This is a genomic window from Citrobacter sp. MGH100, assembly GCF_001034465.1.
GTDB classification, from domain to species: Bacteria; Pseudomonadota; Gammaproteobacteria; order Enterobacterales; family Enterobacteriaceae; genus Citrobacter; species Citrobacter youngae.
Window position 1 is genome coordinate 466,881 of sequence record NZ_KQ089800.1, and the last position, 21,818, is coordinate 488,698.

Annotated in this window: 19 protein-coding genes; 14 read left to right on the top strand and 5 right to left on the bottom strand. The window is 50.0% G+C overall.

The features are described 5' to 3' along the window. Positions 1-56: 56 nt before the first annotated feature. The gene (dld, locus tag SK32_RS02175) at positions 57-1,769 is read right to left on the bottom strand and encodes a D-lactate dehydrogenase (protein WP_048211181.1); all 1,713 of its coding nucleotides are present in this window, start codon (positions 1,767-1,769) and stop codon (positions 57-59) included. Between the two features lie 232 nt (positions 1,770-2,001). Between dld and bglX the strand changes: the two genes are divergently transcribed. From bglX to SK32_RS02200, 5 genes are all read left to right on the top strand, one after another. Next, positions 2,002-4,299 carry a beta-glucosidase BglX gene (gene bglX / locus SK32_RS02180; protein WP_075551361.1) on the top strand — a complete coding sequence of 766 codons (2,298 nt, stop codon included), beginning with the start codon at positions 2,002-2,004 and terminating at the stop codon, positions 4,297-4,299. Between the two features lie 194 nt (positions 4,300-4,493). After that, positions 4,494-5,411 carry a glycine betaine ABC transporter substrate-binding protein OsmF gene (osmF, locus tag SK32_RS02185; RefSeq protein ID WP_048211182.1) on the top strand — a complete coding sequence of 306 codons (918 nt, stop codon included), beginning with the start codon at positions 4,494-4,496 and terminating at the stop codon, positions 5,409-5,411. Continuing rightward, the gene (locus SK32_RS02190; protein ID WP_048211183.1) at positions 5,399-6,592 is read left to right on the top strand and encodes an ABC transporter permease; all 1,194 of its coding nucleotides are present in this window, start codon (positions 5,399-5,401) and stop codon (positions 6,590-6,592) included. The genes osmF and SK32_RS02190 overlap by 13 nt, the downstream gene beginning before the upstream one ends. Continuing rightward, positions 6,585-7,532 (top strand): ABC transporter ATP-binding protein, encoded by a 948-nt coding sequence (locus SK32_RS02195; RefSeq protein ID WP_048211184.1) that lies wholly within the window; start codon positions 6,585-6,587, stop codon positions 7,530-7,532. The genes SK32_RS02190 and SK32_RS02195 overlap by 8 nt, the downstream gene beginning before the upstream one ends. Further along, positions 7,516-8,247: an ABC transporter permease gene (locus SK32_RS02200; protein WP_048211185.1), complete on the top strand. Its 732-nt coding sequence runs from the start codon at positions 7,516-7,518 to the stop codon at positions 8,245-8,247. The genes SK32_RS02195 and SK32_RS02200 overlap by 17 nt, the downstream gene beginning before the upstream one ends. Here SK32_RS02200 and SK32_RS24155 read toward each other — a convergent pair. Together SK32_RS24155 and mlrA are read right to left on the bottom strand one after the other, a co-directional pair. After that, positions 8,228-8,335 carry a protein YohO gene (locus SK32_RS24155; RefSeq protein ID WP_003027354.1) on the bottom strand — a complete coding sequence of 36 codons (108 nt, stop codon included), beginning with the start codon at positions 8,333-8,335 and terminating at the stop codon, positions 8,228-8,230. The genes SK32_RS02200 and SK32_RS24155 overlap by 20 nt on opposite strands. Positions 8,336-8,386: 51 nt before the next feature. Further along, a complete protein-coding gene (mlrA, locus tag SK32_RS02205) occupies positions 8,387-9,118 on the bottom strand; it encodes an HTH-type transcriptional regulator MlrA (RefSeq protein ID WP_048211186.1) in 732 nt (243 codons plus the stop codon). A 225-nt stretch (positions 9,119-9,343) separates the two neighbouring features. On the opposite strand from mlrA, the gene SK32_RS02210 reads away from it, so the two are divergent. The 3 genes from SK32_RS02210 to SK32_RS02220 are packed head-to-tail and all read left to right on the top strand — an operon-like array spanning position 9,344 to position 12,262. After that, complete coding sequence (locus SK32_RS02210; protein ID WP_048211187.1) at positions 9,344-11,029, top strand: sensor histidine kinase; 1,686 nt, start codon at positions 9,344-9,346, stop codon at positions 11,027-11,029. Then, on the top strand, positions 11,026-11,745 hold the full coding sequence (gene btsR, locus SK32_RS02215; RefSeq protein WP_005129174.1) for a two-component system response regulator BtsR: 720 nt from the start codon (positions 11,026-11,028) through the stop codon (positions 11,743-11,745). Before SK32_RS02210 ends, btsR begins: the two co-directional genes overlap by 4 nt. Before the next feature lie 46 nt (positions 11,746-11,791). Next, positions 11,792-12,262 carry a YehS family protein gene (locus SK32_RS02220; protein ID WP_005129173.1) on the top strand — a complete coding sequence of 157 codons (471 nt, stop codon included), beginning with the start codon at positions 11,792-11,794 and terminating at the stop codon, positions 12,260-12,262. A 115-nt stretch (positions 12,263-12,377) separates the two neighbouring features. On the opposite strand, the gene metG is transcribed toward SK32_RS02220, so the two are convergent. Next, the gene (metG, locus tag SK32_RS02225) at positions 12,378-14,411 is read right to left on the bottom strand and encodes a methionine--tRNA ligase (protein WP_048211188.1); all 2,034 of its coding nucleotides are present in this window, start codon (positions 14,409-14,411) and stop codon (positions 12,378-12,380) included. A 164-nt stretch (positions 14,412-14,575) separates the two neighbouring features. Between metG and apbC the strand changes: the two genes are divergently transcribed. The 6 genes from apbC to SK32_RS02250 all read left to right on the top strand — a co-directional run bounded on the left by apbC (position 14,576) and on the right by SK32_RS02250 (position 21,266). Continuing rightward, on the top strand, positions 14,576-15,685 hold the full coding sequence (gene apbC / locus SK32_RS02230) for an iron-sulfur cluster carrier protein ApbC (protein WP_048211189.1): 1,110 nt from the start codon (positions 14,576-14,578) through the stop codon (positions 15,683-15,685). 263 nt (positions 15,686-15,948) lie between these two features. Then, complete coding sequence (locus SK32_RS24160; protein WP_075551362.1) at positions 15,949-16,230, top strand: DUF2574 family protein; 282 nt, start codon at positions 15,949-15,951, stop codon at positions 16,228-16,230. A 277-nt stretch (positions 16,231-16,507) separates the two neighbouring features. Further along, entirely contained in the window at positions 16,508-17,056 is a 549-nt protein-coding gene (locus tag SK32_RS02235) for a fimbrial protein (RefSeq protein ID WP_048211190.1), read from the top strand. Between the two features lie 47 nt (positions 17,057-17,103). Next, complete coding sequence (locus SK32_RS02240) at positions 17,104-17,787, top strand: fimbria/pilus periplasmic chaperone (RefSeq protein WP_048211191.1); 684 nt, start codon at positions 17,104-17,106, stop codon at positions 17,785-17,787. A 12-nt stretch (positions 17,788-17,799) separates the two neighbouring features. Beyond that, on the top strand, positions 17,800-20,280 hold the full coding sequence (locus tag SK32_RS02245) for a fimbrial biogenesis outer membrane usher protein (RefSeq protein ID WP_048211192.1): 2,481 nt from the start codon (positions 17,800-17,802) through the stop codon (positions 20,278-20,280). Between the two features lie 8 nt (positions 20,281-20,288). Beyond that, the gene (locus SK32_RS02250) at positions 20,289-21,266 is read left to right on the top strand and encodes a fimbrial protein (protein WP_048211193.1); all 978 of its coding nucleotides are present in this window, start codon (positions 20,289-20,291) and stop codon (positions 21,264-21,266) included. A 70-nt stretch (positions 21,267-21,336) separates the two neighbouring features. Here SK32_RS02250 and SK32_RS02255 read toward each other — a convergent pair whose 3' ends face one another. Continuing rightward, positions 21,337-21,669, bottom strand: coding sequence for an RcnB family protein (locus SK32_RS02255; RefSeq protein ID WP_086523387.1), 333 nt, complete (start codon positions 21,667-21,669; stop codon positions 21,337-21,339). Positions 21,670-21,818: the final 149 nt, after the last annotated feature.

A 21,818-nucleotide genomic window follows, 5' to 3' on the forward strand; every position in this document is an offset into this window, starting at 1 on the left:
CCGGGCAAGCGAAGCGCCCCCGGCAACGTGCCCGATGGCGCTTACGCTTATCGGGCCTACGATTCTTTCCAGTACTTCTGCTTACTGGTTTTGCCAATACCCGGATTCATACTGTTGGTCGGGTCGTTTTCGCGATAAAAACGCGTCAATGTTTCAAGTGCTTTATACAGATGCCCCACGTTATGTTCTGCAGGATATTGTGCCCCGCGCTCACGCAGTAACACTAGCATTTGCTCTTTCAGTTCGTGAGCATCCACACCTTTCTTCACGATGTAATCCTGATGGAAGACATAGCACATAAAGTGGCCGTAATAGAGTTTGTGCACCAGTTTGCTGTCTATTTCCGGCGGCAGGTGCTCATACCATTCGGTATCGTTACGACGCAGCGCAATATCCAGCGCCAGAATATCTTCCACTTCATCCGCATGGACGGCCTGATATCGAATGGCCGCGCCCGCCGCTGCGAAGCGGTGCAAAAATGCCTTGCTACCTTCTTCCGGCGTACAGGCAAAGAAATCACCTTCGGCAGTTTTGAAAAACTCAGTCAGCCAGCTTTGTGCTTCAGCTACACCGCCACCGGCCATTTTTAACAGCAGGTGATGTTCGTATTTATCACGCCAGCTTTTCATCCGTGCCGGTAAATGGCTGGGGAATAAATGGCCAAACTTCTGCATCGCCCGGTCGGTAAAGTGCGGGCGGAAAATTTTCACTTTTTCCAGCATCGCATCGGTGCGGCCTTTCAGCGTAAAGAAAAACGGCATTTTGTCAGTGCCGAGTTTGTCGATCATCAGAAACGTATCTTTGCCATAGGTTTCGGCGATGTCATAGATATCGCGGTGCATATATTCACCCGCGACCGGCAGATGTTCAAATTTGGCCAGAATATGACGACGGATTTCTGTCAGCACTTCTGGCTGGTTGGTACCGATATAAAATACCTGCTGGTTTTTCTCAGCCTCAAAGGTATCCAGGCGCACGGCGAACACCGCAAGCTTTCCGGCGCAACCAGAAGATTCAAACAAACGCTCAGGGTCTGCGTTATAGCGTGCCGGCGTATCGGCCTCAATATCTCTGACGCGGGTGATGTAATCGTGATCGTGTGCATGACGCCCATCGTGCTGGACATCATCATCTTTGATCCGCTCGTCATCAAGTTTGCTCAGGATCTGCTCCGGAGTCTGACCCAGCTCGATACCCAGATGGTTGACCAGCTGCAATTTACCTTGTTCGTCAATGCGTGCAAAGAGCGACATTTCTGTGTATGCCGGACCACGTTGCACCAGCGATCCGCCAGAGTTGTTGCAGATACCGCCGATCACGGAAGCACCGATACAGGAAGAGCCGATCACCGAATGCGGTTCACGGCCAAAAGGTTTGAGCGCCTTTTCCAGCGAATAAAGTGTCGTACCGGGATAAGCCAGCACCTGTTCACCGTTGCCGATGACGTGCAGCTTATCGAGGCGCAGAGTGCTGATGATAACGATGTCGCGATCGTAATCATTGCCGCTAGGCGTAGAGCCTTCGGTCAGACCGGTATTGGCGGCTTGCATCAGGATTATTTTGTCAGCCGAGACGCAGGCGTTGAGGACACGCCACAGCTCTAATAGCGAGCCAGGGAATACGACGGCGAGCGCATCGCCCTGGCCCGAGCGGAAGCCTTTACGATAACGGGCAGTTTTGGCCGGTTCGGTGAGCAGGTGTGAATGGCCGACCAGTCGGGTCAATTCAGTCAGAAACGCTTTATTATCAATTGTTGTAATGGAAGACATTCTCCACTCCTTGTGGTGGGACTCAATATCAGGAACAAGCATAGCGCTATGTATGACAATACGCTTTCTCATTCGCATTGTCTCTGTGTTGTATCCCACTGATTCATGCTGGTTTTGAAAATTCAGAGAATATCCTTAGCTTTCTTCCCCACTCCCGTTTAGGCTTACGGCAAGCTGCGGTTTTTGTTATATTTTCGCTGCCTCGTCGGGTAGAAATTAAGAGAGAATCAACATGAAATGGCTATGTTCTGTAGGTGTCGCTGTGGGCCTGGCGTTGCAACCAGCGCTGGCGGACACCTTGTTTGGTAACCATCCACTGACGCCTGAAGCGCGGGATGCGTTTGTGACCGATTTACTCAAACAGATGACCGTGGATGAGAAAATTGGGCAATTGCGGTTGATAAGCGTCGGACCTGATAACCCGAAAGAAGCCATCCGTGAAATGATCAAAGATGGACAGGTTGGGGCGATTTTTAACACCGTCACGCGCCAGGATATCCGTAAGATGCAGGATCAGGTGATGGAACTCAGCCGCCTGAAAATTCCTCTCTTTTTTGCCTACGACGTATTGCACGGCCAACGTACTGTGTTCCCGATAAGTCTCGGCCTGGCGTCCTCTTTTAATCTCGATGCGGTCAGAACCGTTGGCCGTATTTCTGCGTATGAAGCCGCAGACGATGGTCTGAATATGACCTGGGCGCCGATGGTCGATGTCTCTCGCGATCCGCGTTGGGGCCGTGCATCCGAAGGTTTTGGTGAAGATACGTATTTGACCGCCATCATGGGCAAAACCATGGTGGAAGCGATGCAGGGGAAAAGCCCGGCCGACAGGTATTCAGTGATGACCAGCGTCAAGCACTTCGCTGCTTATGGCGCCGTTGAGGGCGGAAAAGAGTACAACACTGTGGATATGAGTCCGCAGCGTTTATTCAACGACTATATGCCGCCATACAAGGCCGGACTGGATGCCGGTAGCGGTGCGGTGATGGTGGGGCTTAATTCATTGAATGGGACGCCCGCCACCTCTGATGCCTGGCTGCTAAAAGACGTGCTGCGTGATGAATGGGGCTTTAAGGGTATTACCGTTTCCGATCACGGCGCGATTAAGGAACTGATTAAGCACGGTACCGCCTCCGATCCTGAAGATGCGGTGCGTGTGGCGATCAAGTCCGGCATCAATATGAGTATGAGCGATGAGTATTACAGTAAGTATCTGCCGGGGCTGATTAAGTCGGGCAAGGTTACGATGGCGGAACTCGATGATGCCGCGCGTCATGTACTGAATGTAAAATATGATATGGGGCTGTTTAATGACCCGTACAGTCATCTGGGGGCCAAAGAATCTGACCCACAGGACACCAACGCGGAAAGCCGTTTGCACCGTAAAGAGGCGCGTGAAGTAGCGCGAGAAAGCCTGGTGCTGCTGAAAAACCGTCTGGAAACGTTGCCGCTGAAAAAATCCGCCACCGTGGCAGTCGTCGGTCCGTTGGCCGACAGCAAGCGTGATGTGATGGGCAGTTGGTCCGCTGCCGGTGTTGCCGATCAGTCGGTAACGGTACTGACTGGGATTAAAAATGCCGTCGGTGATAAGGGCAAAGTGCTGTACGCCAAAGGGGCGAATATCACCAACGACAAAGGCATTGTCGATTTCCTCAATCTGTATGAAGAGGCGGTGAAGGTTGACCCGCGCTCGCCGCAGGCGATGATCGATGAAGCCGTGAACGCAGCGAAGCAGTCTGACGTGGTGGTTGCGGTAGTCGGCGAAGCGCAGGGTATGGCGCATGAAGCTTCCAGCCGCACCGATATCACTATTCCACAGAGTCAGCGTGACCTGATTGCCGCGCTGAAAGCAACCGGTAAACCACTGGTGCTGGTGCTGATGAACGGTCGTCCGCTGGCGTTGGTTAAAGAAGATCAACAGGCCGATGCGATCCTCGAAACCTGGTTTGCCGGGACGGAAGGCGGTAACGCCATCGCCGATGTGCTGTTTGGTGATTACAACCCGTCAGGTAAACTGCCGATGTCTTTCCCGCGCTCTGTCGGACAGATCCCGGTCTATTACAGCCATCTCAATACCGGTCGCCCGTATAATGCGGACAAGCCGAACAAGTACACGTCGCGCTACTTTGATGAAGCGAATGGTCCGTTGTATCCCTTTGGCTATGGTCTGAGCTACACCACGTTCACGGTTTCTGATGTGAAGCTCTCCTCCCCAACGATGAAGCGTGACGGGACCGTGACGGCCAGCGTGCAGGTGACCAACACCGGCAAGCGCGAAGGTGCAACGGTTATTCAGATGTATTTGCAGGATGTGACCGCTTCAATGAGTCGTCCGGTCAAACAGCTGAAAGGTTTTGAGAAAGTGAACCTCAAGCCAGGTGAAACCCAGACCGTCAGCTTCCCGATAGACATTGAAGCGCTGAAGTTCTGGAATCAGCGTATGCAATACGATGCCGAACCGGGCAAGTTTAACGTCTTTATCGGCGTGGATTCTGCCAGAGTGAAGCAGGGCGAATTTGAGCTGCTGTAATTGATTAGCGAATAAAGGCCGGGTTTCCGGCCTTTATCTTTAGGCGTACGCGCCGCGTCTGCTTCTTATTTCTCATCACGTTACGGTTAACGAATCCCTCTCTTACTCCCCAATTGCAGGTTAAGCCCTGATTTTTCGACTATGCTTTTTCCTCAAGTCTCTGAAAAGGGCAGCAAAAGGATGAGGAGAGCAGCATGATAATCTCAAAGGTATGGGTGGGTTCGCTGGCGTTACTGGCCACGATAAGCTTGCCTTTACAGGCCGCGTCACCCGTCACTGTGGGGTCAAAAATTGATACCGAAGGGGCGCTGCTAGGCAATATTATTTTGCAGGTGCTTGAGAGCCACGGCGTGAAAACTGTCAATAAAGTACAACTGGGCACTACGCCCGTGGTGCGTGGGGCCATCACTTCCGGTGAACTGGATATTTATCCGGAATATACCGGCAATGGCGCATTCTTTTTTAAAGATGAAAACGACCCCGCGTGGAAAAATGCGCAGGCCGGTTTCGACAAAGTGAAAAAACTGGACGCTGAGCAAAATAAACTGATTTGGCTAACGCCTGCGCCAGCCAACAATACCTGGACTATTGCAGTACGTCAGGATATCGCTGAAAAAAACAAACTTGTCTCTCTTGCGGATTTAGGCCGCTACCTGAAAGAGGGGGGGACGTTCAAACTGGCGGCCTCTGCTGAGTTTATTGAGCGTGCAGACGCGCTGCCCGCATTTGAAAAAGCGTATGACTTCAAACTCAATCAGAACCAATTGTTGTCGCTGGCAGGGGGCGATACCGCAGTGACAATTAAAGCTGCGGCGCAGCAGACCTCCGGAGTTAATGCCGCAATGGCTTACGGAACCGATGGCCCTGTTGCCGCGCTGGGGCTGCAAACATTAAGCGATCCTAAAGGGGTTCAGCCGATTTACGCGCCAGCGCCCGTCGTGCGTGAGTCGGTGCTGAAAGACTACCCGCAAATGGGGGAATGGCTACAGCCGGTATTTGCCAGCCTGGATGAAAAAACGCTGCAGCAGCTCAACGCCAGTATCGCCGTTGAGGGGCTGGATGCGAAAAAAGTCGCGGCAGATTACCTGAAGCAAAAAGGATGGGTGAAGTAACGGATTTGCAGCAGGTGCGTGTTGTGTCGAAGATATCCGTTAATCGGGTGCTGTTGCTGCTGGTGGTTCTGACCGTGGCCGCAGCCGCGCTTCCTTTCATCAGTTATGCCCCTAATCGTCTGGTTTCCGGTGAAGGTCGCCAACTCTGGGAGGTCTGGCCCCACATGGCGTGGGGACTGGCGGCGACACTTTTACTGCTCGTGGTTCTATGCTTCATACCCGGTAAATCCGGCAGTGTATTGACGCTGGTTGTTGTCCAGTTACTGGTGATAGCGGCGTTGTTTATGGCCGGGAAAACGGCAACGCATCTGGCTCAGACGGGAACTTCTGTCGCCAGAACCAGCCTGGGGAGCGGTTTCTGGCTTGGGGTAGGGGTGTTGTTGCTGGCTGGCAGTGACGCCATTCGGCGTATCACCGCTCAGCCGCTGTGGCGCTGGGTGCTGCATGCGCAAATTGTCATTGTGCCAGTGGCGCTGCTGCTGACCGGCACCCTTAACGATCTTTCTCTGCTCAAAGAATATGCCAACCGCCATGATGTCTTTGATGATGCTCTGGCGCAGCACCTGACTATTCTGTTCGGTACTGTGGTGCCTGCGCTGTGTATTGGCGTGCCGCTGGGTATCTGGTGCACCTTTTCTGCTTCGCGTCAGGGGCCAATATTTGCTGTGCTGAATATCATCCAGACGATCCCCTCCGTCGCGTTGTTTGGTTTGTTGATCGCGCCGCTTGCCGGACTGGTTAAGCATTTCCCGTGGCTTAGCTCGCTCGGCGTAGCGGGAACGGGCCTGACGCCGGCGCTGATTGCGCTGGTGCTGTATGCCTTATTGCCACTGGTTCGTGGCGTGGTGGCTGGGCTGAATCAGGTTCCGCGTGATGTGATGGAAAGTGCGCGGGCGATGGGGATGAGCGCGCGTCAGCGTTTTCTTTCGGTGCAGCTTCCGTTAGCGCTACCCGTTTTCCTGCGTAGTTTGCGGGTGGTGATGGTACAGACGGTGGGGATGGCGGTCATTGCCGCATTGATTGGGGCTGGCGGATTTGGCGCGTTGGTCTTTCAGGGACTGCTCAGTAGCGCCGTTGATTTAGTGCTACTGGGTGTGATTCCGGTGGTGGTACTGGCAGTGCTGATTGATGCGCTGTTTGATTTAGGCTTAGCGCTGCTGAAGGTGACAAACGATGATTGAATTTAGCCATGTCAATAAAACCTATAACCAGCAACAGGCCGTGAGCGATCTCAATCTGCATTTAGGCGAAGGGAGCTTTTCGGTATTAATTGGGACCTCCGGTTCGGGGAAATCCACCACGTTGAAAATGATCAACCGGCTGGTCGAGCATGACAGTGGGCAGATCCGTTTTGCCGGGGAAGAGATCCGTAGCCTGCCGGTGCTGGAATTAAGACGACGTATGGGCTATGCCATCCAGTCGATTGGCTTATTTCCACACTGGACTGTCGCCCAGAACATTGCCACCGTACCACAGCTGCAGAAGTGGTCACGTGCGCGTATTGATGACCGAACAGAAGAACTGATGGCGTTGCTGGGGCTGGAAGCGGATTTGCGTCACCGCTATCCGCATCAGCTTTCCGGCGGCCAACAGCAGCGGGTCGGTGTGGCACGCGCGCTGGCGGCTGACCCTCAGGTCCTGCTGATGGACGAACCTTTTGGCGCGCTGGATCCGGTAACACGCAGTGCGCTACAGCAGGAGATGACGCGTATCCACCGTCTGTTGGGTCGTACCATCGTGTTGGTGACGCATGATATCGATGAAGCGCTGAGACTGGCGGAGCACCTGGTGTTAATGGATGCGGGCCAGGTGGTGCAGCAGGGCACGCCGCTGTCGATGTTGACGGCTCCGGTGAATGATTTCGTGCGGACCTTTTTTGGCCACAGTGAACTGGGTGTAAGACTGCTGTCATTGCGCACGGTGGGAGATTTTACCCGTCGTGGTGAACAGTTGGCCGGTGAGCCGTTGGTGGACGAGATGACGTTACGTGATGCGTTATCTGTTTTTGTCGCCCGTGGCTGTGATGTGTTGCCGGTGGTTAATGCCCGTGGCGTGGCCCGTGGTACGTTGCATTTTCACGATCTGCTTTCGGAGACACCGCACAGTGAAACATCTGTTTGATCCTCTGCTGTGGCTCATTGCGCTGTTCCTGGTGTTGCTGGTGGGATTGCCCCACAGCCAGACACTGTTCAGCGCGTTGTTTCCCCAATTGCCGCGTCCTGTTTATCAGCAAGAGAGCTTTATGGCACTGGCGCTGGCGCATTTCACGTTGGTGGGCATTTCAAGCCTGATTGCTGTCATTATTGGCGTTGGGGCAGGTGTAGCGGTAACCCGATCCTGGGGTGCGGAATTCAGGCCGATAGTGGAAACCATTGCCGCCGTGGGGCAAACTTTTCCGCCAGTTGCGGTGCTGGCGATCGCCGTACCGGTGATGGGGTTTGGCCCGGAGCCTGCGATTATCGCGCTGATCCTGTATGGGGTGTTACCGATCTTACAGGCAACGCTGGCAGGGCTGGGAGGGATCTCTGCCAGCGTAATAGATATCGCCAGCGGTATGGGCATGAGTCAGGGGCAGCGGCTACGCAAAATCGAACTTCCGCTCGCGGCACCGGTTATTATGGCCGGGATTCGCACGTCAGTGATTATTAATATTGGCACCGCAACGATTGCCTCTACCGTTGGTGCGAATACGTTAGGAACACCGATTATTATCGGGTTAAGCGGGTTTAATACCGCCTATGTGATCCAGGGGGCGCTGCTGGTCGCATTGGCCGCAGTCATTGTCGATCGCGGGTTTGAGCGATTAGCGTACTACCTTACCCGGCACGTAAAATAAAGGTATAACCTGCCAGCATCACGCCGCCGATACCACCGATGGCCATCAGCAGGAAGAGGGTTATAACACCGATTTTAGCTGCGCTCATTTTGTACTCCTTATGTGAATTCAAGGATTGTACACGTTTGTTAATAAAATATTAAATGCCGAGTGGATAAATATCGTGACCTAACGCGCGCCACTCATCCAGTTGTTGGTGTTGTGCAGGGGTTTGGTTCTCTCCGCACCAGACGAGCAGGGTGCGTCCTTCAAACAGTTCGGGCCGTAGCTGATTGAGCGAGTGGGCCAGTACATCAACACGCCATCCTTGCTGGCTGGCAACCCAGCCTTCCAGCCATAAGCGGGTGGTATCGTGGATATTCCAGCCGACTACCAGGGCATCTTTACCCTGTTTTTTACGCGCCGAGGCAAGGCAAATCGCAATATAATTGATGAGCACACCGTCAAGGATCCCCAATAGCGCCTGAAGAATGGGCTGCTGGCATTGCAGACGTCGGCGTAAGGGAATAAACAAATGCGTATTGAGCGTTTGCGCAGGGTAATCCTGACCACGCTCTTTGATCCACAACCTGAGGCTGTGCAAATTGTTACTTTGCAAATAGCTCAATAGCGTTTCTTGTTGCTCACGCCAACCGTTATGCACATCAATGTTCTCATTGCTGAGTAACATTTTAACTTTACTGACCTGAACGCCATTATTTATCCAGCGTTTTATCTCACGGATCCTGTCAATGTCCGCATCGTTAAACAGGCGATGCCCCCCGTCTGTACGCTGAGGTTTTAGTAATCCGTAACGCCTCTGCCATGCACGTAAAGTGACAGGGTTGATATCACAAAGCAAAGCCACTTCACCTATCGTGTAAAGCGCCATCGTTGTCTCACTCTTGCTCGCGAGGTCCCAGTTTTACTTTAGACGCTCTTTTGCGAACCAGGTAGTTTTGTCTGTTTTTTGATCAAAAGAAGGGTGAGATTGTCGTCATACTCGCGCTTTCGAGTGATCGTTCTCACAAATTCCTGTTTTTTTGCAACAGTTCAAAGAAAGTTACGCGCAGCCCATGTATGTTACGCGCTTTTAAGAAATGTGTGGTTGGCGGGTATGTACGAGTTTAATCTGGTGTTGCTGCTGCTTCAGCAGATGTGCGTGTTTCTCGTTATCGCGTGGCTAATGAGCAAGACGCGCCTGTTTATCCCGCTGATGCAGGTCACTATACGACTGCCGCACAAACTTCTGTGTTACGTCACCTTCTCCATCTTTTGCATCATGGGCACCTACTTTGGGCTGCATATTGAAGACTCCATTGCGAATACTCGCGCCATCGGCGCGGTGATGGGCGGTCTGCTTGGCGGTCCTGTTGTTGGGGGACTGGTTGGCCTGACCGGCGGTCTTCATCGCTATTCGATGGGGGGCATGACGGCGCTCAGTTGCATGATTTCGACCATCGTGGAAGGCCTGCTTGGGGGACTGGTACACAGTGTCCTTACCCGACGTGGCCGTACTGATAAAGTGTTTAGTCCACTGACTGCGGGCGCGATTACCTTTGTCGCCGAGCTGGTGCAGATGCTGATCATTTTGCTGATTGCGCGTCCCTTTGAGGATGCCTTGCACCTGGTCAGTAACATTGCCGCGCCGATGATGGTGACCAATACCGTTGGCGCTGCGTTGTTTATGCGTATTCTGCTCGACAAACGCGCGATGTTTGAAAAATACACCTCGGCGTTTTCTGCCACTGCGCTAAAAGTTGCCGCCTCTACGGAGGGGATTCTGCGACAGGGATTTAACGAGGTTAACAGCATGAAGGTCGCTCAGGTGCTGTATGAAGAGTTGGATATCGGTGCGGTGGCGATTACTGACCGCGAGAAGTTACTGGCGTTTACCGGCATTGGTGATGACCATCACCTGCCAGGCAAGCCCATATCCTCTTCATATACTCAACGGGCGATTGAAACCGGAGAAGTCGTGTATGCCGATGGTAATGAAGTGCCTTATCGCTGTTCACTGCATCCGCAATGCAAATTAGGGTCGACGCTGGTGATCCCGTTGCGTGGTGAAAACCAGCGGGTGATGGGGACGATTAAACTGTATGAAGCTAAAAACCGTCTCTTTAGCTCAATTAACCGCACGCTGGGAGAAGGGATCGCCCAGTTGCTTTCCGCGCAAATCCTGGCCGGACAATATGAGCGACAAAAAGCGATGCTGACGCAGTCAGAAATCAAACTTCTGCACGCTCAGGTTAATCCCCATTTTCTGTTTAACGCGTTGAATACGATTAAAGCCGTGATCCGTCGTGACAGCGAACAGGCCAGCCAACTGGTGCAATATCTCTCGACTTTCTTTCGTAAGAATTTAAAACGACCGTCGGAAATTGTGACGCTGGCTGATGAAATTGAACACGTAAATGCCTATCTGCAAATTGAAAAGGCACGATTCCAGTCCCGTCTGCAGGTGACCTTAACGGTCCCGGAAGCGCTTTCGTATCAGCAATTGCCTGCGTTTACTCTGCAACCGATAGTCGAGAATGCGATTAAGCATGGCACTTCCCAGCTACTTGATACCGGAGAAGTCTCTATCACGGCTCGTCAGGAAGGGCAGTATCTGATGCTGGATATTGAAGATAATGCCGGACTGTATCAGCCCACGACTGAGTCCAGCGGGCTTGGAATGAGTCTGGTGGACAAACGCCTGCGGGAACGGTTTGGCGATGATTTTGGCATCAGCGTAGCCTGTGAGCCTGACCTCTTTACCCGAATTACTTTACGACTTCCCCTGGAGGAACTGGCATGATCAAAGTGCTGATTGTCGATGATGAACCGTTAGCGCGGGAGAACCTGCGGATCCTGTTACAGGAGCAAAGCGACATCGAGATAGTCGGAGAGTGTTCGAATGCGGTAGAGGCCATTGGTGCAGTACATAAGCTGCGTCCGGATGTGCTGTTCCTCGATATCCAGATGCCGCGTATCAGCGGGCTGGAAATGGTGGGTATGCTGGATCCCGAGCATCGCCCGTATATCGTTTTTCTCACCGCTTTTGACGAATATGCAGTGAAAGCCTTTGAAGAACATGCCTTTGATTATCTGCTTAAGCCGATTGAAGAAACGCGGCTGGAGAAAACGCTGATCCGTTTACGTCAGGAGCGCACGAAGCAGGATGTGTCGTTACTGCCGGAACATCAGCAGGCGCTTAAGTTCATTCCATGTAGCGGTCATAGCCGAATCTATCTGCTGCAAATGGATGATGTGGCGTTTGTCAGCAGTCGGATGAGCGGCGTTTATGTGACCAGTAGCGATGGCAAAGAAGGATTCACCGAGCTGACGCTCAGAACGCTGGAGAGCCGTACTCCGCTGCTGCGCTGCCACCGACAATACCTGGTCAACATGGCCCATTTGCAGGAGATCCGTCTGGAAGATAACGGTCAGGCTGAGCTGATTTTACGTAACGGACTGACTGTCCCGGTGAGCCGTCGGTACCTCAAAAGTCTAAAAGAGGCGATTGGCCTGTAAAACTGGTACACTGCGCGCTATTGCATCACCGACAGTTGAAGGCTCTATGCTAAGTAACGATATTCTTCGTAGCCTGCGCTACACCCTGAAAGCGAACAATAACGATATGGTGCGCATTCTTGCGCTTGCTGAGATGGAATCCACCTCAGCAGGTTTCGACACCTGGATGACAAAAGAAGATGAGGACGGGTTTGTTCGCTGCCCGGATATCATTCTCTCCGGTTTCCTGAACGGTCTTATCTATCATCTGCGTGGCAAAGATGATTCTGCGCCGGAACTGGCGATTGAACGTCGTGTTAACAACAATACGGTGCTGAAAAAACTGCGTATCGCGTTTTCACTGAAAACTGATGATATTCTGGCCATCATGACCGAACAGAAATTTCGCGTATCGATGCCGGAAATCACCGCGATGATGCGTGCACCGGACCATAAGAACTATCGCGAATGTGGCGATCAATTCTTGCGCTATTTCTTGCGCGGTTTAACTGCGCGAGTACATAACGCGAAGTCGTGATTTTTGGCCAGCGGCGCGGTGCTTGCAGGACCTACGGGATTTGTAGGCCGGGTAAGGCGAAGCCGACAGCCGGAAAAAAACAAAAAAAAGCCGGAGATAATCTCCGGCTTTTTTGTTATTTCACCTGCTGACCAGGTTTCGCACCGTCATCCGGGCTTAACAGGAAGATGTCTTTTCCGCCAGGGCCTGCTGCCATCACCATCCCTTCAGAGATACCGAAGCGCATCTTACGCGGCGCCAGGTTCGCCACCATAATAGTCTGGCGACCAATCAGGGCTTGCGGATCCGGGTAGGCGGAGCGAATACCGGAGAAGACGTTACGCTTCTCACCGCCAAGATCCAGCGTCAGGCGCAGCAGTTTGTCGGAACCTTCCACGAACTCGGCGTTTTCAATCAGCGCCACGCGCAGATCAACTTTGGCGAAATCGTCAAAGGTGATAGTGTCCTGGATAGGGTCATCCGCCAGCGGGCCGGTCACCGGTGTGGCTGCGGCTTTCACTTCTTCTTTGGAGGCTTCCACCAGCGCTTCTACCTGTTTCATGTCGATACGGTTGTAGAGCGCCTTAAAGGTGTTGACCTTGTGACCGAGCAGCGGTTGCTCAATGGCATCCCAGGACAGGTCGCTGTTCAGGAATGCCTCAACACGTTCAGCAAGCGTCGGCAGTACCGGTTTCAGGTACGTCATCAGAACGCGGAACAGGTTAATACCCATGGAGCAAATTGCCTGCAGGTCGGCGTCACGGCCTTCCTGTTTAGCCACGACCCACGGTGCCTGTTCGTCAACGTAGCGGTTCGCCACGTCGGCCAGCGCCATGATTTCGCGGATTGCTTTCCCGAATTCACGGCTTTCCCACGCTTCGCCAATTACCGCTGCGGCGTCGGTAAAGGTTTTGTACAGTGCCGGATCGGCCAGTTCAGCAGCCAGAATGCCGTCAAAGCGTTTCGCAATAAATCCTGCGTTACGGGACGCCAGGTTCACTACTTTGTTGACGATATCGGCGTTAACGCGCTGAACAAAATCTTCCAGGTTCAGGTCGATATCATCAATGCGCGAAGAGAGTTTCGCGGTGTAGTAGTAACGCAAACTGTCGGCATCAAAGTGTTTCAGCCAGGTGCTGGCTTTAATGAAGGTACCGCGAGACTTGGACATCTTCGCGCCGTTTACCGTCACATACCCGTGAACGAACAGGTTGGTCGGCTTACGGAAATTACTGCCTTCCAGCATGGCAGGCCAGAACAGGCTGTGGAAGTAGACGATATCTTTACCGATGAAGTGATACAGCTCGGCGTCGGAATCTTTCTTCCAGTACTCATCAAAGCTGGTTGTGTCGCCACGCTTGTCGCACAGGTTTTTGAACGAGCCCATGTAGCCAATTGGCGCATCCAGCCAGACGTAGAAATACTTGCCCGGTGCGTTCGGAATTTCAAAACCGAAGTACGGTGAATCGCGGGAAATATCCCACTGCTGCAGGCCGGATTCAAACCACTCCTGCATTTTGTTCGCCACTTGCTCCTGCAACGCGCCGCTGCGCGTCCACGCCTGCAGCATTTCGCTGAACGACGGCAGGTCAAAGAAAAAGTGCTCGGAGTCACGCATTACCGGCGTCGCGCCAGACACAACGGATTTCGGCTCGATAAGTTCAGTCGGGCTGTAGGTTGCGCCGCAGACTTCACAGTTATCGCCGTACTGATCCGGAGATTTACATTTCGGGCAGGTGCCTTTAACGAAACGATCCGGCAGGAACATACCTTTTTCCGGGTCGTAAAGCTGGGAAATCGTACGGTTCTTAATAAAACCGTTCTCCTTCAGGCGTGTGTAAATCAGCTCAGACAGCTCACGGTTCTCTTCGCTGTGCGTTGAGTGGTAGTTGTCATAGCTAATGTCAAAACCTGCAAAATCAGTCTGATGCTCCTGACTCATTTCACCGATCATCTGCTCTGGTGTGATCCCAAGCTGCTGTGCTTTCAGCATGATTGGCGTACCGTGTGCGTCGTCCGCGCAGATGAAGTTAACCTGGTGGCCGCGCATTCGCTGGTAACGGACCCAGACATCAGCCTGGATGTGCTCCAGCATATGGCCGAGGTGGATTGAGCCGTTGGCGTACGGCAGCGCGCACGTTACCAGAATTTTCTTCGCGACTTGAGTCATAGTGGGCAATTACTTCTTTTGTAGTGAAAAGGGCTTTGATAGTACCAAAATGGTAATTACTGCGCCAAGCGATAAGGGCATTTATCCGTAAATGAATAATTGTTGCGGTTGGAGTAAACTACCTGGTGACTATTGTATATTCAGAACAACAAAAAGGAGTCGGGATGAACGCACAATCCCAGGCCAAATCACCAGAGACCCTGCGCGCGATGGTTGCCGGGACGCTGGCGAATTTTCAGCATTCAACCCTGAAGCATAATCTGACGACGCTTAAAGCGTTGCATCACGTCGCCTGGATGGATGACACGTTGCACGTTGAGCTGGTCATGCCATTTGTCTGGCATAGCGCGTTTGAGGACTTAAAAGAGCAATGTAGCGCCGATCTGCTGCGCATTACCGGAGCGAAAGCGATCGACTGGAAACTGTCGCATAACATCGCGACGCTGAAGCGTGTGAAAAACCAGCCGGGTATTAATGGTGTGAAAAACATCATTGCCGTTAGTTCCGGCAAAGGTGGTGTGGGTAAATCCTCTACCGCCGTGAACCTGGCGCTGGCGCTGGCTGCGGAAGGAGCGAAGGTAGGTATTCTGGACGCCGATATTTATGGCCCGTCTATCCCGACAATGCTCGGCGCGGAAAACCAGCGTCCAACCTCGCCAGATGGCACCCACATGGCGCCGATCATGTCTCACGGTCTGGCGACGAACTCCATTGGTTATCTGGTCACTGACGATAACGCGATGGTGTGGCGCGGCCCGATGGCCAGTAAAGCGCTGCTGCAGATGCTGCAGGAAACCTTATGGCCGGATCTTGATTACCTGGTACTGGATATGCCGCCGGGTACGGGTGACATCCAGTTGACGCTGGCGCAGAACATTCCGGTAACGGGTGCTGTTGTGGTGACTACGCCGCAGGACATTGCGCTGATCGATGCGAAAAAAGGCATCGTGATGTTCGAAAAAGTGGAAGTACCAGTGCTGGGTATTGTTGAAAATATGAGCATGCATATTTGCAGCAACTGCGGTCATCATGAACCGATTTTCGGCACGGGTGGCGCGCAGAAACTGGCCGAGCAGTATCATACCCAACTGCTGGGACAAATGCCGCTGCATATTTCCTTGCGTGAAGATCTCGACCGCGGTATGCCGACGGTTATCAGTCGTCCTGACAGTGAATTCACCGCGATTTACCGCAGCCTGGCAGGGCGTGTTGCTGCCCAGCTTTACTGGCAGGGAGAAGTTATCCCTGGTGAGATCGCCTTCCGCGCCGTGTAATTAACAGTGTTACAAATATTCACCACATCAATGATATGTTGATGTGGTGAATATATCGAGCTAAAAAGTCCACGATATATTTCATCCTGCCTTAATAAACCATGTCTTTTTCTGAATGAACGCCCTCAATGCATCATTAGAATTGATCAAATTGATCTCATTAATCTATAATTTCCATTGGATTGAACAGCGCGTTTCACCCGTATTACGCTGACAGGCCATCTGCATGTTATTTGATGTTAACCACAGAGGTGACGATAAAAATGAAAATTAGCTCGCTGATGGGAACTATAATTCTGACTTATGGAATAAGTGCATCTGCGTTTGCTTCCGATACCGCGACCTTAACAATCAGTGGACGAGTAACCGAACCAACCTGTAGTACCGATGTTGTGAATAACGACGTGCAACAGCGGTGTGGTAAGACGTTCCATTTTTCAACTGTTAACAATGTCGCTTCTTCACCTGCACGTGGGGTGGTGACGGAAGTGGTTACAGTCCCTGGCGATACCACGCGACAGATCGTACTCAATCGCTACGATTAAAAAGAACGCCTTTATTAACCATATATCATTTTAATGAATGATATATGGTTTTCTATGCATAAAATAAATTTCTCCAGGCAGTTAATCGCATAAATTTATTAATTCTGAAAATAATAAAAATCCTGATTTATTTGTTGCATGTATATTGCGATTTGTAACTTGTTTTAAATCAATAAAACAACGTGTTTACATTGCGGCAACGTTTCACCTGTGAGAATTTAATTTCAAGAGATAACCCCTCTTAACAAATCGAAATTAATTCATTAAGGAAGATATTATGAAACGTTCAATTATTTCTGCTGCTGTCTTGTCTGCTGTATTTATGAGCGCTGGGGTTTTTGCTGCTAATAATGAAGAGGGTACTCTAACTATTAATGGGGAAATTAAAGGATCTTCTTGCTATTTTGACAGTGGCAAAGACTCTGAAATTCTTCAATTGAATGCCGTTGATGCATCACTTTTCGCCAATAAAGCGGTCGGGGAGGTGGTTGAAGGCAATGCCCAAAAAGCAACAAATATGAAGATAATTTGCCCTGGGAATTCGAAGTTAACAAGCATTAATATCACAAATGTTGTTTTTGGTGATGGCGGCATTATTAAACCGTCAACAGGGGTGGATACTAACGTTGGTTTCAAACTTAAAATGGACGAAAAGCATATTGATAAAACTGGCGTTATTGATATTTCATCTTTAAATAAAACGCTGGGAGGGGAAGGGGAGATCTATACTTTGAATTTTGATGCCGACTATTCTCGATTGAATTTAAATCCGGTTAAAAATGGTCAACTTAGCGCCACAGTCACTTTTTCTGTTTCGGCTGAATAAATTATTTTGCCGGTAATTATTACCGGCATTATTTTGGATGGCACCGTATGAAACGAATATTTATCTCAATGCTTGTGATATGCTCTTTTTCTGGACACGCAGGGATCGTGATTTATGGTACTCGCGTAATCTACCCAGCAGAAAAAAATGAAGTTCTGGTACAGTTGATGAACCAAGGGGAGCGTTCGTCACTGGTGCAATCATGGATTGATGACGGCAATACGTCATTACCGCCGGAAAAAATTAACGTACCCTTTATGCTTACACCTCCAGTAGCGAAGATTCCCGGAGATTCAGGCCAGCAACTGAAAATTAAAAAAATGCCGAATACGCTGCCTAACGATAAAGAGAGTTTATTTTTTCTTAATGTACTGGATATTCCACCGAATAATCCCGATAGCGCCGGAAAAAATGTACTCAAATTCGCCATGCAGAATCGAATTAAAATTTTTTATCGGCCAAAAGGTATTGCCGCCGTTAATAAAAATACTTTCCATAAACTGGCGTTAACACGCAGTGGTAATAGTTATTCTATCAGAAATGATGCTGCTAACTGGGTTACGGTGACAGAAGTTAAAGCTAATAATGTCAAAATCAACAATGAAAGTATTATGCTTGCTCCGCTCTCCAGTGCGAATGTGGCATTGAAAAATACTAATGCCAATCAGTATAAAATGACCATTATTGACGATCACGGCAATTATATTAGTGATAACGTCAGCCTAAAATAACAGGAGCTGGTTATGTTAAGGATGACTCCGCTTGCTTCGGCAATACTACTGTTGTTGGTTGGCATTGACGCCCAGGCCGCAGAAGATACGTTTGACACCCACTTTATGATGGGCGGTATGAAAGGCGAAAAAGTCTCAAATTTTCGCCTCGATGATAACCAACCACTGCCAGGCCAATATGATATTGATATCTACGTCAATAAGCAGTGGCGTGGTAAGTATGAAATAACCGTTAAGGATAATCCGGATGACACCTGTTTATCCCGTGGCGTATTAACGCGTCTGGGGATAAATACACAAGCATTGGACCAGCAGAATGAATGCCCAACCCTAAAGCAGGCGGTACAGGGAGGCAGTTTCGCCTGGAATATCGGCACGTTTCGTCTTGATCTCAGCGTACCACAGGCGTATGTCGATGAGCTTGAGAATGGCTATGTTCCTCCGGAAAACTGGGATCGTGGCATCAATGCCTTCTATACCTCGTACTATGCCAGCCAGTATTACAGCGACTATAAGGATTCTGGTAACAGTAAAAGTACCTATGCACGCTTTACCAGTGGGTTAAATCTGCTGGGCTGGCAGTTGCATTCCGATGCCAGCTATAACAAAACCGATGACAGCAACGGGGAGTGGAAAAGTAATACCCTGTATCTGGAACGTGGCATCCCGCAAATTCTGGGCACTCTGCGTGCCGGGGATATGTATACCTCATCAGATATTTTTGACGCGGTACGTTTTCGGGGCGTGCGGTTGTATCGCGATATGCAGATGCTGCCAAACTCAAAGCAGAATTTTACGCCGCTGGTTCAGGGGATTGCGCAAAGCAACGCGCTGGTTACCATCGAACAAAACGGTTTTGTGGTTTACCAGAAAGAGGTTCCGCCTGGCCCGTTCTCCATTGCTGATTTGCAACTGGCTGGAGGGGGAGCGGATCTTGACGTCAGTATCAAAGAGGCTGACGGCTCGGTAACAACCTATCTGGTACCGTACGCTGCGGTGCCCAATATGCTGCAGCCGGGGGTCTCAAAATATGATTTTGCCGCTGGACGTAGCCATATCGAAGGCGCCAGCAACCAGACCAATTTTGCGCAGATGAGCTACCAATACGGGCTGAATAATCTGTTAACGCTGTATGGCGGCACCATGCTGGCAGATAACTACAATGCGTTTACGCTTGGAACCGGCTGGAATACACGTATCGGCGCGATTTCCGTCGATGCGACACAATCGCACAGCAAACAGGATAATGGTGATGTGTTTGACGGGCAGAGCTACCAGATTGCCTATAACAAATATTTGACGCAAACCGCCACCCGTTTTGGCCTGGCAGCTTATCGCTACTCATCACGGGATTATCGGACATTTAACGATCATGTCTGGGCAAACAATAAGAACAACTACCATCGCGATGAAAATGATGTGTACGACATCGCGGATTATTACCAGAATGATTTTGGTCGTAAAAACAGCTTTTCGGCTAACGTCAGCCAGTCTTTGCCGCAAGGTTGGGGCTCGTTTTCGCTCAGTACGCTGTGGCGCGATTACTGGGGACGGAGCGGTAACAGTAAAGATTATCAGGTGAGTTATTCCAATAGCTGGCAACGGATTAGCTATACCTTTTCCGCCAGCCAGACTTACGATGAAGATCATCATGAAGATAAACGTTTTAACGTCTTTATCTCTATACCTTTCGATTGGGGAGATGATATTAGCGCTCCACGCAGGCATTTATATGTGTCTAATTCCACGACGTTTGATGATGATGGTTTTGCGTCCAACAATACCGGACTTTCGGGCACCGCAGGCAGTCGCGATCAGTTTAACTATGGGGTGAATCTGAGCCATCAACGGCAGGGTAGCGAAACAACAGCAGGCGGCAATCTGACGTGGAATGCGCCAGTTGCGACGCTTAACGGCAGCTACAGTCAGTCGTCTAAATACACACAAACTGGCGGCAGTATTTCAGGTGGCCTTGTGGCCTGGTCTGGTGGCGTGAATTTAGCCAACAGACTGTCAGAAACGTTTGCCGTCATGCATGCGCCTGGTCTGGAAGGGGCGTATGTGAACGGGCAGAAATATCGCACCACTGACCACAATGGCGTGGTGGTTTACGACGGCTTAACGCCTTATCGCGAAAACCATCTGATGCTGGATGTGTCCAATACCAATAGTGAAACCGATCTGCAGGGGAACCGCCGCAACGTTGCGCCATATCGCGGTGCGGTAGTGCTGACAACATTTGATACTGACCAGCGTAAACCGTGGTATATCCGGGCGCAGCGCCCTGATGGTTTACCGCTGACGTTTGGTTATGAAGTTGAAGACAATCATGGACACAATATTGGCGTAGTAGGCCAGGGAAGCCAGCTTTTTATTCGCACCAATGAAGTGCCATCGGTGATAAAAGTGGCGGTCGATAAACAACAGGGACTTTCATGCTCAATCACTTTCGGCAAAACGATTGATGAAAGTAAAGTTTATATTTGTCGGTGAGGTGGTAGATGAAAAAATATCTTATAATATTAATCATGTTATTTCCTATGATGGCTTATGCAACTTGCAATGGTTCACAAAAAAATAGTAATAATATTAGTGTTACCTTAACAGATGGAGCGAGTTCTCAAAAATTCAATACGAACTTTGATGGATATTTCACTTGTTATTTATCTTCTGATAAAATGTATGTGATCAATGCGTTACAAGATTACATAGTTGAGCTATATGATATTTCAGGTGAGAAACCAATCTACATAAAGTTAAATGCATTTGTTGAAGGTAATTTCCCGATAGATACGCCAAGTTCATCTATAATCGGAAGGCAATATTCGGCGGCAAGTTTATTTAATACAAAAAACATTGTACTTAAGATGGAGTATGTCGACGCTCCTGGTAATGTAAATCTGAGGTCTTCAAATGTGAACACCTTTACTATTTCTGATGCGATTGTATTTTCATCAAGTTCTAGCTGCGGTTGGCCAAATATTTATGCATGCTTTGGGCTTAATGCTTCATTTGCACAAAGTATAACCTTTAATGTAACGCACCAACCTACAACGTGTAAATTCCTACAGTCTGATTATTCTATTACATTACCTAACATTTCTATAAATGATTTACAGGCAGGTAGATATGGAGGAAATGTTTCTGATACATTAAAGCTAGAATGTAATGGTGTGTATAGTGTAGCAACAAACCCGGTAACACTTAAAATTTCTTCTGGCGATTGGTCTGATGATGGACTTACACTAAAAAATACTTTACCTGATGGTGCGCAAGGTGTGGGGTTTAATATCTACAGTGGTTCAGATACCAGTATCCCCCTAAAAAATGGCTCTGTTTTAAAAAGAATAAAAAAGATGGGGGTTGTTGATAAACCTTATGATTTTATAGTTAGTGCCAGGTATGTACGAATTAATGGTGAATCATTACGAACAGGGAAAGTGCAAAGCAAGGTTGTTTTTACTATTGCATATGATTGATTTTTTTATAAAAAATAGAACACGAATTGCCCATTGGACAGTACGTGTTCTTCATTTTAATTAAATACCTTCACCGATGATAAAAAATCTCGCCGTCGTAGGCTTTAATGATTTTACCGTCGGCATCATTGACCAGCACATACGCGCCGCCCATGTAGGTCCAGTGGGTGCCTGGCGTCGGTGCGGGCAGGTTGCGCAGATTCCACTGCTTAATGGTGTATTCTTCGGTGAGATACAGTGGTGGAACCTTGTCACCGGGTTTGAAATGGGTGAAGTCAGCAATAAAGCTGCTCAGCTCATACTTATCGATACCGGTGGGGGCTGCTGTTGCGGCTGGCGCGGCCCAGACGACGCTGCTCGCAAGCAGAAGTGCGCCCAGCAACATTTTATTTTTCATACCCATCCTTTCTACCTCTTCGGGTCATCAAAATCAGTCGTGTATCATTTCTGGCTTACAGGATATCTGACAAGCACTATTTTGTGTGTACCCCAGTTATTTCGTAAAAAGTGTAAATGAAGTGCAGATATGTAGGCAATGTTGGCCTGCAATTT